Genomic DNA, 15,488 nt, shown 5'->3' with positions numbered 1-15,488 from the left:
GCCTTGGTGAGCCGTTACCTCACCAACTAGCTAATGCACCGCGGGCCCATCTGTAAGTGATAGCCGAAACCATCTTTCAATCATCTCCCATGAAGGAGAAGATCCTATCCGGTATTAGCTTCGGTTTCCCGAAGTTATCCCAGTCTTACAGGCAGGTTGCCCACGTGTTACTCACCCGTCCGCCGCTAACGTCATAGAAGCAAGCTTCTAATCAGTTCGCTCGACTTGCATGTATTAGGCACGCCGCCAGCGTTCATCCTGAGCCAGGATCAAACTCTCCGAAGAAATGTTTGACTTGCTCAATTTAAAAAATAAAAATTAACGTTGACGTTTGTCGCTTTGTTCAGTTTTCAAAGTTCAATGTTCAAATCATAAGTTGTCGTTTCAACGACGCTTAATAATAATAAAACATATCAAATGAAACGTCAATAGTTTTTCTAAAAAAACATTCTTTTTTTATTTCCATTGTATTTTACACGTCACGGTAACAACTATTCATTAAACATTAATTATTATATCTTAATATCCCCACTCCACTTTTTTCAAATATGAAATTGATGCTAATAAAATATGAATGAAAGAAAAGATATAAAGTATCTATGCTCTCTTTATAAGGCATACTTATAAAGAGAGGAGTAGTGATCAGTATGTATTATAGTAAAAGAAATCAAGAACCTCCGGTTCAAGAAGAAACAGAAATTTGGGAATGTACAGTAGAAAAATGTAAAGGCTGGATGAGGAAAGACTTCTCTTACGATAGTCATCAGAAATGTCCTTTATGTAAAAGTCAGATGGAAGCTAAAAAACGCCTTATTGATAAAATCCCCCGTAATCCCCATAGAAGATAATGTACATCTATGCTTTTTAAAAGATTAAACACTACCTATATATATAAAAGTCTTTGTTCATATTTGCTTTCTATTTCTATTATATGTTATAACTAATTAACCTTGTATCGATCGTCTTGTCTAAAACCCAGGCTTTTTTTAAAGCCTGGGTTTTCTATTGAACTAATAGTAGATAAATCATAGTTTGCTAATTATAAGACCATAAAAAAAGACTCCTTTATAAGGAGCCTTTTTTGTTATCACTTTTAATTATGCTTTGTGAACGTTAGCAGCTTGTGCTCCACGTTGACCTTCTTCGATATCAAAAGTAACTTTTTGACCTTCTTCTAATGATTTGAAACCTTCACCTTGAATAGCACTGAAATGAACGAATACATCGTCTCCGCCTTCGATTTCAATGAAACCGAAACCTTTGTCTGCATTAAACCATTTTACTGTACCTTGTGTCATAATGTTGCCTCCTGCTGTGGAATACTCCACAAATGTATTACCAATCTTGCCCAAACATACTATTTCAAGATAAAAACTTCTAATTAGGTTTTTTCTTTTCTCAATATACCGAACAAAAATAAGTTATCTGTAGTGTAACATATAGTAGAGTTTATAGCAAATAAGGAAAATATCCCCTTCAACAAATTCTATCTACTCACCTTTCCCCTATCAAAAATTTATGATATCGCATAAGTGGCATAGCTATTTGATGCTCCAACACATCACATAAAATGAATAAGTACATACATCTCTCTATTTATTATAGCTATTCATAATAAAGCCTCTTTATTTAATCTTTGTTATAAATAAAGGGTGCATGTAATCCAAAAAACCCCTGTTAACTTTACTGAATTATAAATAGGCTATTGGGATATTCTATTTAAGGAAGAAGGAAAACAAGTTATTGATTGCAACTAATCATTACAAAGCTTCTTACATTTGGGATGAGGTGTCTACAGCAGGCATATTTCAGAAAACCTTATTGTAAATCGATGTATGTTTGATTCATAAGGGGATGGTAGTCATGAGCGTAGCAAGAATATATATAATGGGTAGGCAATAACGTTCATTTATAACTATGCAAATGAGGTGTTTGTCCCAGACCAAGAACGATTTCGTTCACATTGTATATCTTTTTAGTTCAATGCTTAAATGAGGTGTTTGTTAAAGAGAATATACTTTTTCAAGTTACTGTTTCATTAGGCAATGTAATTACGTAAATGAGGTGTTCCTTAAAGATCATATGCTGCATTAAAAGCTATTTTTTTCCTTCTTCACATGACGGGATGCATAATCGTTTGCATCCCGTTTTTGTTACATAAAAAAAGAATGTTCATTCTCTTTTCATGGGTTAAAGAAAGGCCTGTATTTGTTTAGATACAGGCCTTTCTTTCGAGTTCAGTTACTACAAACTTCTTTATTTAACTTTTGTTTCATCGGAAAATAATATAAGATCGCAGGAACTATTATTCCAATTAGCCAGGCAATATCTGCGCCACCAAATGCCTTTGCTATAGGACCAATGTAGAATGATGTGTTAATAAAAGGAACCTCTGCAATAATTGATACAGCAAATGCCATGCAAGTGATTCCGTTTATTTTTCCGTATTGACCATTTACATCGAAGATATCTTTTACATTATATTGACCACGGCGTAATAAGTAGTAGTCTACAAGATTGATAGACGTCCAAGGAATTAAGAAATAACTAATGAAAAAGATAAAATTTAAGAAAAATGATAGAAAATTACTTTGGCCTAATAAACATAGGATAGTACCTGCCAATGTAACACAAAACATCATCCCTACTCTAACTTTTTGTGTTACTTTCAGCTTCCAAAAGGGCTCTATAGTTGTAATGGTTGACATGAAAGCACCATATAAATTAAAAACATTAATAGCTAGTTGACCAAAAATAATGATCAAATACATAAAGATAGCAAAACTTCCGAATAAGTGAGCTAAATTCCCACCAGAATGATCAAGGAAATTAGGAATAGTAGTTGTTAAAGTTGCTCCTAAAATCATCATCCATACAGTCCCTACAAATGTACCCAGGTAACTATACCAAAAGGTTTGTGCAGTTGATGTATTAACGGGCAGATAGCGTGAATAGTCTGCTACGTATGGTGCATATGCTAATTGCCATGTTGCTACAATGCTTATAGCGAGTAAAAATACAGGTAAATCCAAACCACTTAATGAAAAACTTCCTGTCGGAAGTGGTAACTGAAATATAATAATTGTTGCTGCTAGATACACAACAAATGAAGACCATGATAATACTTTCTGCATTTTATGAATTAAATCATGGCCAAAAATTGCAACAATAAAACAAAGAATATTTAAGATTATTATGGCCCAGCTTTGATTAATGGGTATTAAACTGTTTAATGTTTGTGCTGCAAGCACACTACTACTTGCGAAAAAACCTAAATACACAAACATTACAAGAAATAACGGGAAAATAGCTCCGATTACTCCAAACTGTGCTCGACTTTGAATCATTTGAGGAATTCCAAGTTTAGGTCCCTGAGCAGAATGTGAAGCCATGAAAATAGCACCCAATAAGGTTCCAAGTATAATAGCTGCGAAACTCCAAAATAAATTAAGACCTAAACTAATTGGTAATGCACCTGTTACAAGAGTTGTAATGTGCATGTTTGCTCCAAACCAAATGGGGAACAAACCTTTTGCCTTTCCATGACGTTCGTCTACTGGAACAAATTCAACGCTACGTGTTTCAACTTTCAATAGATATACCACCTTGTAAGATATTTGCCGCTTGCACTCTAAGTCAAACTATATAATTCAACGTTTTAATACTTACTTATAGTAGGTGATGAATCATTCGTATAATTAACATGTATTCCCTTGAATCATTTGATATAACAGCTATATAAGACTTCGCTACGTTTAATTAAGTAACAATTTCATCTGTGCTCCTTTTATAAATTGCTGTTCATAAAAAAGGTGGTGCAATGGAGGGATAAACTTTCTTAATAAGAGGAACTGCAAGGTTTTAGTATCTAACTGCTTAGGTATCTTCTTATTTAATTTGATAATTTTTTATACGGTCTCTTAGAGCATTAGTATACATAATAACATAGATGCGTATGCGTCTTCTATCAACAATTTCTTTAGGACCGTCCAATACTACTTGAGGTATTGAAATTGCTTTCCCTACGCCAGCTTTTCCAATCTAACTTATTTATTCAAATATCAAACTCCTTTTATTTCATCAAAAACGTTCATAAAAGTGCATAAACATATGAAGACGTTCGTAATTTGCTTTAAAACTAAAACGAACGATCAAAGTGATAGATTCCTTATATAAAAGAAAAGTCCGTAAAGGTATACTTTTACGGACTGTGTATTTGACTTTATTTCAAAACATTAAAGGTGTAAACATTCTATTATTCATTATTTTTTTTTTGTCAGGTATATTCTTAAAAATATTTTCTCCTGGATCAAATCCCTCTGGTCTCCAATAGTGTTCTTCGTACTTACCTTCTTCAAATATCTTTCTAAGATAACTGATAGCATCAAACCATGTACTAAATACTAAAAATGAATAAGGAAGGCTACCTTCATCATTCCATACAATCCACTTATCTTCTTTAGATTGTGTAACAAGGTAAGAAGCATCGGGATGCATTTTGAATATCTCATATGTATTCTCAAGGACATCATCCCAAGAGTTAAAGCCTAATTCTTTAGCAAAAGTTTGATATTCCTTTAAAAATATATTTTTTACGAACTTGAAAATATGCCCCATCATCTAGTCCCCTTTCTTTTACTTAAATATCAAGTAGTCGGTCATTAATTTGTACTACTTTTGAGTCTTCTGGGAAAGTTGAGCACACTTCTTGTATAGATGAATATCTATCCTCATTTGAATACAAGAAAAACCCTGCTCCATCATGGAAAATAGTTATGAATGTAGTATTTCCTTCCGTTTTAAAAATAGGGATAGATACGTTTTTCCATCTGCCCCATTCCTTAACTCTCTTGAGCTCAAAATTTAAATTTTCAGAATAAGAAAGCGAATAAAATTCGTTCATATTAGCAAGGTAAAAGGTATGTTCTAATGCTAAGGATAATGTACGCGCGTCTTTAATTGGTAAAGTAAAACATCTAGGGTGATAGGTAACCCGTTTAAAAAATGTATAGTAAGCTTGTTTTCCCTCTAATAATTCATACCTATATTCTATACCTAATTCATTAAATTCCTTTTCAAACTCCTCTGCCATCATATCATCACAAAGGAATGTAAGATATAAAGGATACCTATCCTGCTTAATTAAGAAAGCGAGTAAAAAATCCCTTTGTTCATCCCTATCGTCAACGCTTTCCATTGTTTCAGATATAAAGTAAACAGAATCAATAGGTCCTTCCAATTGAACATAATGCCCCACCATTTCATCAAACTCCGCATTTAAATGTTCCTCTTGAATCCAAATCTCACTCATATAAAACCTCCTTCACATATAAGAGACCTGCATAAGCTAATAATTTTTCTTATTTGGCTTTAAAGATTTGTTGCATATTGTATAGAAAAATAGTTATGGTTCAGATTTGTTGTCTAAAACAGCCGTGCAAATAACATCTGGAGGAGTAGTAAAGTCCTTTATGTACAAGAGCAAAATAAAAAGCCACCCAGTATTTGCAGGACAGGTGGCTTTTCACTATTAAAATGCATGTGCAAAAATATAATAACACATTATTTCCATATAGACTATATTTTACCGTACAAGCATATGTATAAAAGGTGCACTTTTTATACATCTTTAGGTCATTCATACCTACTGTAAAACCCGTCATATCAAGGATGTATAAAAAGCTGCATATTGCAGAAATCGTAGCCTGACTAGAACCTTTGCCTACCAAGGGTTCTCTTTTTTATGTCTTCCGGAAAGAGTGATTATGTAAACTGATTTTGTATATTCTATTCACTTTTCATATTAGCACTCATTAATAAAAAATAAGAAAGAACAACATAGCATTTTCTTCCTGTGATAGCATCAATTTAAGTAAATTCATAAATAAATTAGGGAGAGATTAGAATGACAGTTCGTTTAGTGAAAGGATCAGATTATTATGTAATATCTCCGTTAATCAACGACTGGTGGAATGGAAGGCAAATGTCTGACTTGTTGCCAAAGCTTTTTTTTGATCATTTTAAAAATACTAGCTTTATTGTTGAAGAAGAAGGTGAAATCATAGGCTTTTTAATTGGATTCTTATCTCAATCTTATTCGAATGAAGCATACATTCATTTTGTTGGAATCCATCCGGAATACAGGGGAAAAGGTATTGGGAGACAACTATATAATCAATTTTTCGATGTAATTAAACAAAGTGGCCGCAATATTGTTCGCTGTGTGACTTCTCCTGTGAATAAGGCTTCAATTGCTTATCATACTAAAATGGGTTTTGAAATTGACCAAGAGAATAAAGACAATCAAGATAAGGTTCTATTTGTAAAGTACTTGAATTAATTCAAGTACTTTTCCTACCGATAAAATCCATTATGTTAACTATTCCTGTATATGATATTCATAGTGATTAGAAGTTATATTATTGATAAAATGGTATAAAATCCAACTTTGAGGTATTCTACATGTATTTATTTGAACATGAACAAAAAAGAAAAAAGTTAATTCATAACTCATACTTGTCCGTTTTTATTCTTTCTTTATTGCTAAGTTTGTACTTTTTCTTCACAGATTACGGATTAGGAACACAATTTATTATAAGAGGGACAATCTCTGTATTGTTTTATGTTGCTGTTTTTTACTTTGCTATGAAAAACAAGATATGGGCCTTATTTTTGGTTAAAGTTAATGTATTAATACTAATCATTATGTTAGTTGCGGCTATCATAGGTTTAATATTTGGTCGTTAAGAGTGCCTAGAATTTTGATTATGTTAACTACAAGTGCATATTGTATGCACAAAGTTACTATTGAAAATAGAAAAAGTAAAAGGTAGAATTATAATTGTTAGATTTTTCTAACTTCTAGTTTTAGCAGAGTTGAGTAAAGGAGAGATGAGTTGAGATGAGTAAAGCAGAGTTTTATGAGCAAGTTGGAGTAGCCATGACATGTAGGTCTTATGGGGAATACGAAAAGATGTTTTTGCTAGAAGACAACTTTCTTAAGAAAGGTAAAATCTTAGATGTTGCAGCTGGAGCTTCTTCATTTATAGCAGAAGCTAACGAAAGAGGCTATGATGCTGTTGCTGTAGATCCTCTCTATGATTTAACAGTTGAGCAAATGACCTTACATGGACAGAAGGAAATGAAAGAAGCCACCGAAAAACTGGCCAAAAATATGTCGTACTTCTCTTGGGATTCTTATAAGAACCTGGAAGAACACGATAAGATAAGAGAAGATGCTTTTAAAACCTTTTTAAATCACTATAAAGAAAATTCTATAGAAAAACGTTTTGTTGCTGGAACTTTACCGAATTTACCTTTTGATGATGGGACATTCTCGCTTGTGTTATGTAATCATTTCTTATTTCTTTATCAAGAGCAATTTGATCTTGAGTTTCATTTACGTGCCATTCAAGAAATGATTCGAGTAACTAAAAAAGGCGGTATGATTAGAATTTATCCGTTAGTAGGATTTAAAAATGAACGATATCCTTATTTAGATGAATTATTGGAAGCTTTAAATGATGAAAATACAATAGTTAAAACGACAGATACAACATTTCGCTTTGTTCCTGCAGCCACTGAACTTTTAACTATAAATAAACTATAACGATACAAAACAAGTCTTTCCCCAATAGAGAGAGACTTGTTTTTTTATGAAGCCGTAAATGATTTCCGATAATACGTTTTATGTTAACTAAAATCATATACAGTTTAAAATTAGAAAAAACTCCCTCCAATAAATAGGGAGTTTTTCTACAGGTTAATGAGATTTAGAGCGAAGATAATTCTCAGCACCTTGAGTAGTTTGTTCATAATAAAAAGAGATATTCGTGGTTTAGGCTACTTGTGCCTAAATCATGAATATGTTGACCAAATTATATATTTAAAATAAATTTTTAACCAATAAGAATCTTTTCTTCTGCATACCTAATTTTAGATTGTTTGTTTGAACGAATCGCAAGTACAAAGCCAATGGTAAGAGGTCCCACTCTGCCAATAAACATCATAATTGTAATCAGAATTCGACCTATAGGACTTAAATCTCCTGTAAAGTTAGCACTTAATCCAACTGTTCCAGAAGCAGAGAACGTTTCAAACAAAAGGGTAGACATGTCTATACCTTTTTCTGTGATTGTGAGTAGAAAGAAAATAATAGAAACAAAAATAATGCCAGAAGTAGCAATAGAAAAAGCTCTATACACAAGCGATTTAGGAATTCGGCGTCGAAAAACATTAATCTCTTCTTTATTTGTCAATACTGACCATAAAGCAAACAATATTAAGACAAACGTAGTTATTTTAATTCCACCGCCTGTTGAACCTGGAGCCGCTCCAATAAACATAAGACCCATCATATACACTTTCGAAGGCAATGTGAGCGCCCCGATATCCAAGGTATTAAAACCAGCAGTACGAGGAACTACACCCTGAAAGTAAGCTGCCCACCATTTATCCCCCATGCTTAATTGACCTAAAGTATGAGAGTTATGATATTCTAGAGTAAAAATAATGAGTGTACTCACGACATTTAGTAGGATAGTTGAAACTAATACAATTTTAGTGTGAAGAGAAAACTTTCTTATGTTTCGTTTCTGAAAAATGTCTGCAATGACAAAAAATCCAGTCCCTCCTATTATGAAAAGTAACGTAATCATAATATTTACGGTTGGATCTCCTACCCATTTGCTTAAATTATCTGGTTCCAAACCAAATCCTGCATTATTAAAAGCAGAGATAGAATGGAATATGCCATAATAAATAGCCTTTCCCCAGCTCATTTCTTGGGACCAACGAATAGCTAGGATAAGCGCTCCTATACCTTCCACAGCCAATGTAATTAGCACAACACGTTGGACTAATGCAATAACGCCTTGTAGCGAAAAAGCATTTAGAGATTCCTTAAGTATTAATCTTTGTTGTAATCCTATTTTTTTACCTAGTACAATAAACATGAGTATACCAATAGTCATGAATCCCCAGCCACCAACTTGAATGAGCACAAGCAAAATGAGCTGTCCAAATAAAGTAAATGTTGTCCCCGTATCTACCACGGCTAGGCCTGTTACACATACAGCAGAAGTGGCTTCAAAAAGAGCATCAATAAAGCTTAGATGATGTCTATCGCTTGTAGCAGCAGGAATCATTAATAAGCTGGTGCCGAGCAATATTAATCCTAAAAACCCCACGAATAAGATACTTGCAGGTTCCAGATGCTTCACTTTATGTTTTTTACGTGACTTAGAAATTATCATATTACATTTCCTTTCAAAATGTTTTGATTAAAGATTTATTATATATCATACCCATTTATTTCAAAAGATGGTCATTACTTTTATTACCTTCCTATCTTTTCAGAAAGTACGTTACATTAAGTAAATAATAAAGTATCTAATGTTAATATACTTTAAATAAGATACAATTTATTAAAAATAAAAAGATCACATCTTCTATGTAAAGAAGTAAAATAACAAACTAATTTATAAAAATAATAGTTTTATAAGGCTCTGTTAAACTTTATTGTTGATTTTTTGAATAAAGAAAAACACTATATTGAATAAAACATAGTGTTCTTGTTTCTTATTGTTGATTATCAGCTTGGCGATTCTAACAATTCATCTATTATCTTTAATTGCCTTACCCTTTCCTTTGTTGAGGAATCTAAGGAGTTATGTGTTAGAAGATTTGTTACTTTTATTGCGTAGTCACTGCTAACCATTGCCTGTCTTCTCATATGTCCTGTTGCTATGGCTTGGGCAAATGAACGTGCAGAATATTTACTAACGTCAGATTTGGAGTTTTTAGCCAATTCATTTACAATAAATCCAACTTTTCGTAAATCAAAAGCTCTAATACTTTCTTCTATTCGTTTTTGCACGGGGGGTATTTTCTATTTGTAGAAAATACCTTTTATTTTTATAATCCTGTTGATACACGTGCATATCCAATAAACACCTATTATCACTCTTTCTTATTTTTCTCTTATTCGATTGTAATATAAAATAGAATAAGAAAGGTTATTGAACACAGAATACTGTACAGAGTTTTATTACAAAAAACATTAAAAATCGACTTTTCCCACTCAGAATGTAGCGTGTGCAGAAACGGATAAAAAACAATTATTTTTCATAAGGCTCTAACAAGCGTTTGTGTATCCAAATAGCGGCTTGTAAACCTTCTCCCATCGCTACCGTCACTTGTTCAGAATGAGCTACAATGTCTCCTGCTGCCCACACGTTTGAGACATTTGTTTCTTTTGTACGCGGATTTACGATAATGTGCTGATTTTCTAGAAGTTCTGCTCCGAGCTCATGCGCTAATTCTGTTCGAACTTTATTTCCTCCGAACGCTAAAAAACCTCTTTCTCCATAGATAAATTCATTGTTTTCGAGGATGACTCCTTTTAACATGTCTGCTTCAGCTATGACTTTTTTTATTGCCGCTTCTTTATAGGTAATTCCCTTTTGCATCAAAGTATCTGCTAAAGGTCCAATTTCTTTTTTGTCATGATTAATGTACGTAATGTCATTTGTCCAATATGTTAACGTAAGAGATAAACTGGCTCCTGCTTTTCCTGACCCTAGTACTAATACCCTTCTATTATTTACTTCATACCCATCGCAGTCGGGACATACATATACGGTTGTTCCCATGCACGGATATAGCTCTTGCTGAAGTTCAGGCGGAATCCGATCTACTACTCCCGTCGCAAACAGTAAAGTAGCTGCTTCGTAGTTCGCAGAGTTTGTAATGACGTTAAACCCTTCTATTTCTTTTTCACACTGAAGGACACGCTCTTCTGCAAATTGAATGCCGTAGCTTTTTGCTTGCTGCCTTCCCGTTTCTCTTAGAGTTTGCCCGCTTATTCCCTCAGGCCATCCCAATATATTTTGATAATTTTTGCAAAGATTGGAACGGCCATCGTTTGAATCAATAACCAATACACTGCGCTTATATCTTCCAAGCTGAATAGCGGCTTGAAGTCCTGCAATTCCTCCACCTATAATGACACAGTCATACTTGTCTGCCACAACACATCACCCCAACTTTTACTATTTTCTAAACGAAAGCTTCAGTTTTTCATTATCTGTTTTTCCATTATTTTTATACGCTTTATTGCCTTTATTTTTTAAAGTCATTCTACATACAAAAAATCCGCCTCGGCAGCTGCCCTGCCTAGAGACGGTTTTTTATAAAATGAAAAAAGACGATATTACTCATTTTTCTTTCCTGCTTCTTTTTCATTAATTTTAGTAATCAGCTCTTCTTTATATACTTCACTATCTTTCCCGTAGCGTAGACGACTATAACAGTTGGGACATAGTGCCGCAGCGTCCTTTGGCTTAGCGAGTCCGCTCTCTGAAAGCTTTGAAAGATAGTACATTTGCAAAAAGGAGCTTCCATCTTTTGCGATAAACGGCGCGCTTTCTCCGCAGGCTTCACAAATACCTGCTGCGCGTTTGTGAACATATTGTTTAAGAGCTGCCGTTTGTTCGTAAATACTTGTCTTTTTTTCTTCTCCTAATGCTATATGGCGAAGCTGTTCAGTTGAATAAGGTGAAACATCCAGCTTTGCTGCTTTTTCCTCAATCACAGGATTTCGTTCAAGTTCAAAAATAATAGCTTCACGAAGCTCTCCGTCTGAGTCCCACATGATTTCTAATTGATGATTAATATACGTCACTTCATCAATGAACTCTACTACTCCAGGCTCCACGTAGTGAAACAAGTAAACGGCTTTTCCTGATAAGAAATGTTCACGAAGCGCTTTATTGCCTTTAATGAGCTGCATCGATCCTCTTTGGCCTTCTCCTGTATAGAAAAAAGCGGTTTTATCTCTGTTCCACCCGTGTCCTGTTCCGTATTCACTTCCGCTTTCTTTTGTGAAAATAAAAATACATGGATGCGCTTTCGGGGTTGATATTTCGCTTTGTTCCTGTCCTTTATAAAGCTTATGAATTTGTTTTCTGCGATAACGATGTCCTTTTTGAAAGAAATCTCCGCGCTGTAAATCCGTAATCAATGAATTGCCTCCTACTGCGGTCCTGCTTTTATAGTACTTATAGCTCTACTATACACTAATTTTTGTTTTCTTTGCAGATCGTTTCTTCTATCTATTGGATTTATATCATACAAAAAAAGCAGCTGTATGGGCAGCTGCTTTTTTGCGATAGTCAATTTTGCACCGTATAGTCTTCTCCTAGCCATTTTGTGCTGAGTTTTTTTAATGTACCGTCTTTTTTCAGCTTTTTAATCGCCTGATCGACTTCCGACTTTAACTTTTCATCTTTTTTGTTAAACATAAAATATACTTTTGAATTAATCACGATATCTCCAACCGTTTTTTGCTGAAATTTCAGCGCTTGATTGCTAAAGTCGATGGAAAATGGTGTCGCAAGCGTAGCATCTGCCCGGCCTGTTTTTAATTGAGTTGTGGCATCATCCGCACCTTGACCGGCGTAAACTACATCGATTTTATTGCCGTGTTTTTGATTGTATTTGTCTAGATAGACAGCCGCATTGCTTGTAGCTCCTACAATCATTTTTTTACCTTCTAAATCTTTTAATGAATGAATATCATTTCGATTTTTAGGAACTGTTACATAAAGCGGAGAATAATTATATGTTTCATCATTAAATAAAAACTTTTTCTTTCGCTCAGCGTTCTGAGCCATGTTATGAGCAATCATATCAATTTTATTACTTTCTAAGCTGAGAAGCAGATTTGAAAATTCCATCGTTTTAAATTCAAATTTATAATCCTTTAGCTCTTTGTCGATTGCTCTTACTACTTCTACATCATAGCCGGTCAGTTTGCCTTTATCATCAATAAAGCAAATATTAGGAAACTGAGTGCCCGTTCCAACAACAATCGTTTGAACATCTTTTTCTTTCTTTTCTCCTGCACTTGAAGATGCGTTGGTTCCGCAGCCTGCCACGCTCACAGCTACTACAATTGAAAGTAAAAACAGCCAATATTTTTTCATACGTTCCTCCCTTAAATTCCCATATTATGTAATAAAAAGAGGATCTTGAGGAAGCAGCTGCTTCCTCAAGATCCTCTGGTTAACCAGTGGGCTTACTTCGTGTAAGATTATTCACATCATAATACTAGTTAACCGATAAATCAAGTAGGTTTTTAGAAAAAGATTATCTTGACAGCTTGGTATCTACCGCTTAAGATACAACTAATAAAACAATAAAACTACATATCTACCAGTCAACTGGAGGCAAATGGACACGATAATGCGTGTACGTTTGCTTTTTTTATTGTCGTCCACCATTTTATCTTTTGGAGGTAAAGCGTATGAAATTTGCTTTATTTAGTCTTATTCAAAACATCCCGAACCCGGTTACTGGAGAAACATTCACTGCTCAAGAAAAGTTTCAGCATGTGTTAAATCAAGCAGTGCTGGCAGAAAAGTTAGGTTTTGATGCTTACGGAGTCGGTGAAAGACACGGAGCTCCTTTTTTGTCTTCTTCTCCTCCCGTTGTTTTAAGTGCAATTGCGGCTAAAACGTCACACATCCGTCTCCTTACGACTGTTACCGTTCTAAGCATTTTAGACCCTGTACGAGTAGCTGAAGATTATGCAACGCTTGATCACCTGTCGGGTGGACGCCTTGAACTGATTATCGGAAAAGGCAATGACCCGCGTCATTATCCGCTTTTTGGCATTACAGAAGAAGAACAATGGGAGTCTCTTGCTGAAAGATACGCTCTTTTGAAACAGCTTTGGACAGAAGAAAATGTCACGTGGAGCGGCCGTTATCGTCCGCCTTTAACTAACGTTACAACTCAGCCACGACCGTTGCAGACTTCTATTCCTGTTTGGCATGGAAGCGCGTCAAGTCCGCTGTCTACAGAACTGGCGGCTAAATACGGAGAGCCGCTATTTTCATCTAATTCCTTCCATCCTCAGGCTAAATATAAAGCGCTGATTGACCACTACCGCGAACGTTTGGCTTATTATGGCCATGACCCACGCAAGGCCATCGTCGGTTCGGGGGCGAGCAGCCTCTATATTTCTAATACAGCGGAAGAAGCGATTCGCCGCTATCGCCCGTATTATAACGCCTTTAGCAATACAGAAGCAGCCAAACATAATCAATCGCCGTTCACGTCACTAGAAGATATCGTTCAACATGGTCCTGCTTTAGTAGGAAGCCCTGAGCAAATCATTGAAAAAATAATAGACTATCACCATGCCTATGGAAACGAAGTGCTGAGCATCAGCGTAGACGGTCTAAGCGAAGCAGAACAGCGCGAACAGCTAGAGCGCTTTGCAGATGATATTGCACCTGTTCTTCGAAAAGAACTTCCCAGCAGCGTGTGGGAACCAAATAAGAAAATGTACTGAAACGATTAATTTACGTTTTCCTATTAAAGGAAAACACAATAGTTATTATAATACACTTCATTAGGAAATAATTATTATATTAAGCCGAATTTTTTATTTAAATACTATTTTCACCAAAATTATTAGTTATAAAGATACAGTTTATAGATAATGATTAATAGTAAAAATTAACCAATTATATAATTAGAATCAATTCTATATTTTTCTACCTTTCTTTTAATGATAGAATAAACATTCTTATTCCATACATAATTATAAATAAATGAAAGGAGAAACAGGTTTTGTTTGATACCGTTAAACAGGTAACCCAAATCATCACAACTATAATTGGATTTATAGCATTAGTATTTGGCATATTCAAATCTTCAATAACCTTTCTTTTTAAAAGTGAAATTGAAAGATTATTAACACCTAGACAAAAACAAGTATGGGAGGGTTTTTTAGAATCTGCTGTTACCTCTCTCATAGTTTCACTTGCACTAATCTCTCTGGGGTATTTATTAGAAAAATCATTAGTATCTCCAATTTATTTCGCTTCACTTAAAATACTTATGTTAATTTCAGTTCATATCATAATACTAGTCATCTCAACCTTAGTTATAATTTTTTTATTTAAAATTTTTAATTTTTCAATAAATGCAAATACATTAGCTATTAACCTTATTAAAATTTGCTTTACTCTCATCATGTTAAATGTGCTTACCTTAAACATTTTGTTATTCCATAATGGTCAGCTTCGACTAGCTGTGTCCAAAGAATCAGTTAATTATTTCCTTATTTATTCACTATTACTAACTGCTTGTTTTACAGTTGTATTAATTACAATCAAGTACAGTTTAAGTACCTTCGCTCATAACAAACACCAAGCCTTTCAGTATAAAATACAGGTTATAGAGGAAGAGTTTATTAAAGATGAATTATCAAACCTTTATTTAGCTTTTACACTAAATAGTGATATACAAATATTAACAATAAAAAGAGGTTTAAAGGACAACACACTGCCTTGGCCAATATATGTTTTTTATTTTAAAGAAAATATTTTGCATAAATATATTCGAATTAAAATTAAATAAAGCGTTGTATATAAAGAAATCCTATCTTCCTCACTAAATTCTAGTTATGTTATTTT

Annotated in this window: 14 protein-coding genes and 1 rRNA gene; 5 read left to right on the top strand and 10 right to left on the bottom strand. The window is 34.1% G+C overall.

The features are described 5' to 3' along the window. A 16S ribosomal RNA gene (locus ACFX4G_RS12035) occupies positions 1–285 on the bottom strand; the annotation flags it as partial. A gap of 362 nt (positions 286–647) precedes the next feature. Here ACFX4G_RS12035 and ACFX4G_RS12030 point away from each other — a divergent pair. Further along, the gene (locus tag ACFX4G_RS12030; RefSeq protein ID WP_043978988.1) at positions 648–848 is read left to right on the top strand and encodes a cold-inducible protein YdjO-related protein; all 201 of its coding nucleotides are present in this window, start codon (positions 648–650) and stop codon (positions 846–848) included. Positions 849–1,097: 249 nt separating this feature from the next. Here the strand turns inward: ACFX4G_RS12030 and ACFX4G_RS12025 are convergent, their stop codons facing one another. The 4 genes from ACFX4G_RS12025 to ACFX4G_RS12010 form a co-directional block, all read right to left on the bottom strand. After that, positions 1,098–1,298, bottom strand: coding sequence for a cold-shock protein (locus ACFX4G_RS12025; RefSeq protein ID WP_025751380.1), 201 nt, complete (start codon positions 1,296–1,298; stop codon positions 1,098–1,100). Positions 1,299–2,237: 939 nt separating this feature from the next. Then, complete coding sequence (locus ACFX4G_RS12020) at positions 2,238–3,593, bottom strand: purine-cytosine permease family protein (protein WP_043978993.1); 1,356 nt, start codon at positions 3,591–3,593, stop codon at positions 2,238–2,240. A 634-nt stretch (positions 3,594–4,227) separates the two neighbouring features. Continuing rightward, entirely contained in the window at positions 4,228–4,617 is a 390-nt protein-coding gene (locus ACFX4G_RS12015; RefSeq protein ID WP_377574852.1) for a hypothetical protein, read from the bottom strand. A gap of 22 nt (positions 4,618–4,639) precedes the next feature. After that, positions 4,640–5,311: a hypothetical protein gene (locus tag ACFX4G_RS12010; RefSeq protein ID WP_377574849.1), complete on the bottom strand. Its 672-nt coding sequence runs from the start codon at positions 5,309–5,311 to the stop codon at positions 4,640–4,642. Between the two features lie 594 nt (positions 5,312–5,905). Between ACFX4G_RS12010 and ACFX4G_RS12005 the strand changes: the two genes are divergently transcribed. Together ACFX4G_RS12005 and ACFX4G_RS12000 are read left to right on the top strand one after the other, a co-directional pair. Continuing rightward, a complete protein-coding gene (locus tag ACFX4G_RS12005) occupies positions 5,906–6,340 on the top strand; it encodes a GNAT family N-acetyltransferase (RefSeq protein ID WP_377574846.1) in 435 nt (144 codons plus the stop codon). 561 nt (positions 6,341–6,901) lie between these two features. Beyond that, the gene (locus tag ACFX4G_RS12000; RefSeq protein WP_377574842.1) at positions 6,902–7,609 is read left to right on the top strand and encodes a class I SAM-dependent methyltransferase; all 708 of its coding nucleotides are present in this window, start codon (positions 6,902–6,904) and stop codon (positions 7,607–7,609) included. Between the two features lie 289 nt (positions 7,610–7,898). Here the strand turns inward: ACFX4G_RS12000 and ACFX4G_RS11995 are convergent, their stop codons facing one another. The 5 genes from ACFX4G_RS11995 to ACFX4G_RS11975 all read right to left on the bottom strand — a co-directional run bounded on the left by ACFX4G_RS11995 (position 7,899) and on the right by ACFX4G_RS11975 (position 12,986). After that, positions 7,899–9,254, bottom strand: coding sequence for a TrkH family potassium uptake protein (locus ACFX4G_RS11995; RefSeq protein WP_377574838.1), 1,356 nt, complete (start codon positions 9,252–9,254; stop codon positions 7,899–7,901). A 338-nt stretch (positions 9,255–9,592) separates the two neighbouring features. Then, positions 9,593–9,877, bottom strand: coding sequence for a putative immunity protein (locus ACFX4G_RS11990; protein ID WP_377574835.1), 285 nt, complete (start codon positions 9,875–9,877; stop codon positions 9,593–9,595). Between the two features lie 241 nt (positions 9,878–10,118). Then, the gene (locus tag ACFX4G_RS11985) at positions 10,119–11,030 is read right to left on the bottom strand and encodes an NAD(P)/FAD-dependent oxidoreductase (RefSeq protein ID WP_377574832.1); all 912 of its coding nucleotides are present in this window, start codon (positions 11,028–11,030) and stop codon (positions 10,119–10,121) included. A gap of 182 nt (positions 11,031–11,212) precedes the next feature. Then, positions 11,213–12,022: an SRA domain-containing endonuclease gene (locus tag ACFX4G_RS11980; protein ID WP_097825080.1), complete on the bottom strand. Its 810-nt coding sequence runs from the start codon at positions 12,020–12,022 to the stop codon at positions 11,213–11,215. Positions 12,023–12,173: 151 nt separating this feature from the next. Next, positions 12,174–12,986 (bottom strand): amino acid ABC transporter substrate-binding protein, encoded by an 813-nt coding sequence (locus ACFX4G_RS11975; RefSeq protein WP_025751375.1) that lies wholly within the window; start codon positions 12,984–12,986, stop codon positions 12,174–12,176. Positions 12,987–13,306: 320 nt separating this feature from the next. Here ACFX4G_RS11975 and ACFX4G_RS11970 point away from each other — a divergent pair, with 320 nt between their 5' ends. Next, complete coding sequence (locus tag ACFX4G_RS11970) at positions 13,307–14,359, top strand: LLM class flavin-dependent oxidoreductase (protein WP_377574828.1); 1,053 nt, start codon at positions 13,307–13,309, stop codon at positions 14,357–14,359. Positions 14,360–14,640: 281 nt separating this feature from the next. Next, the gene (locus tag ACFX4G_RS11965; protein ID WP_377574825.1) at positions 14,641–15,432 is read left to right on the top strand and encodes a hypothetical protein; all 792 of its coding nucleotides are present in this window, start codon (positions 14,641–14,643) and stop codon (positions 15,430–15,432) included. The last annotated feature ends 56 nt before the right edge of the window (positions 15,433–15,488 follow it).

This window comes from Priestia sp. YIM B13486, from assembly GCF_042787865.1.
Lineage (GTDB): Bacteria > Bacillota > Bacilli > Bacillales > Bacillaceae_H > Priestia > Priestia megaterium.
This window is presented reverse-complemented; position numbering and strand designations above follow the sequence as displayed.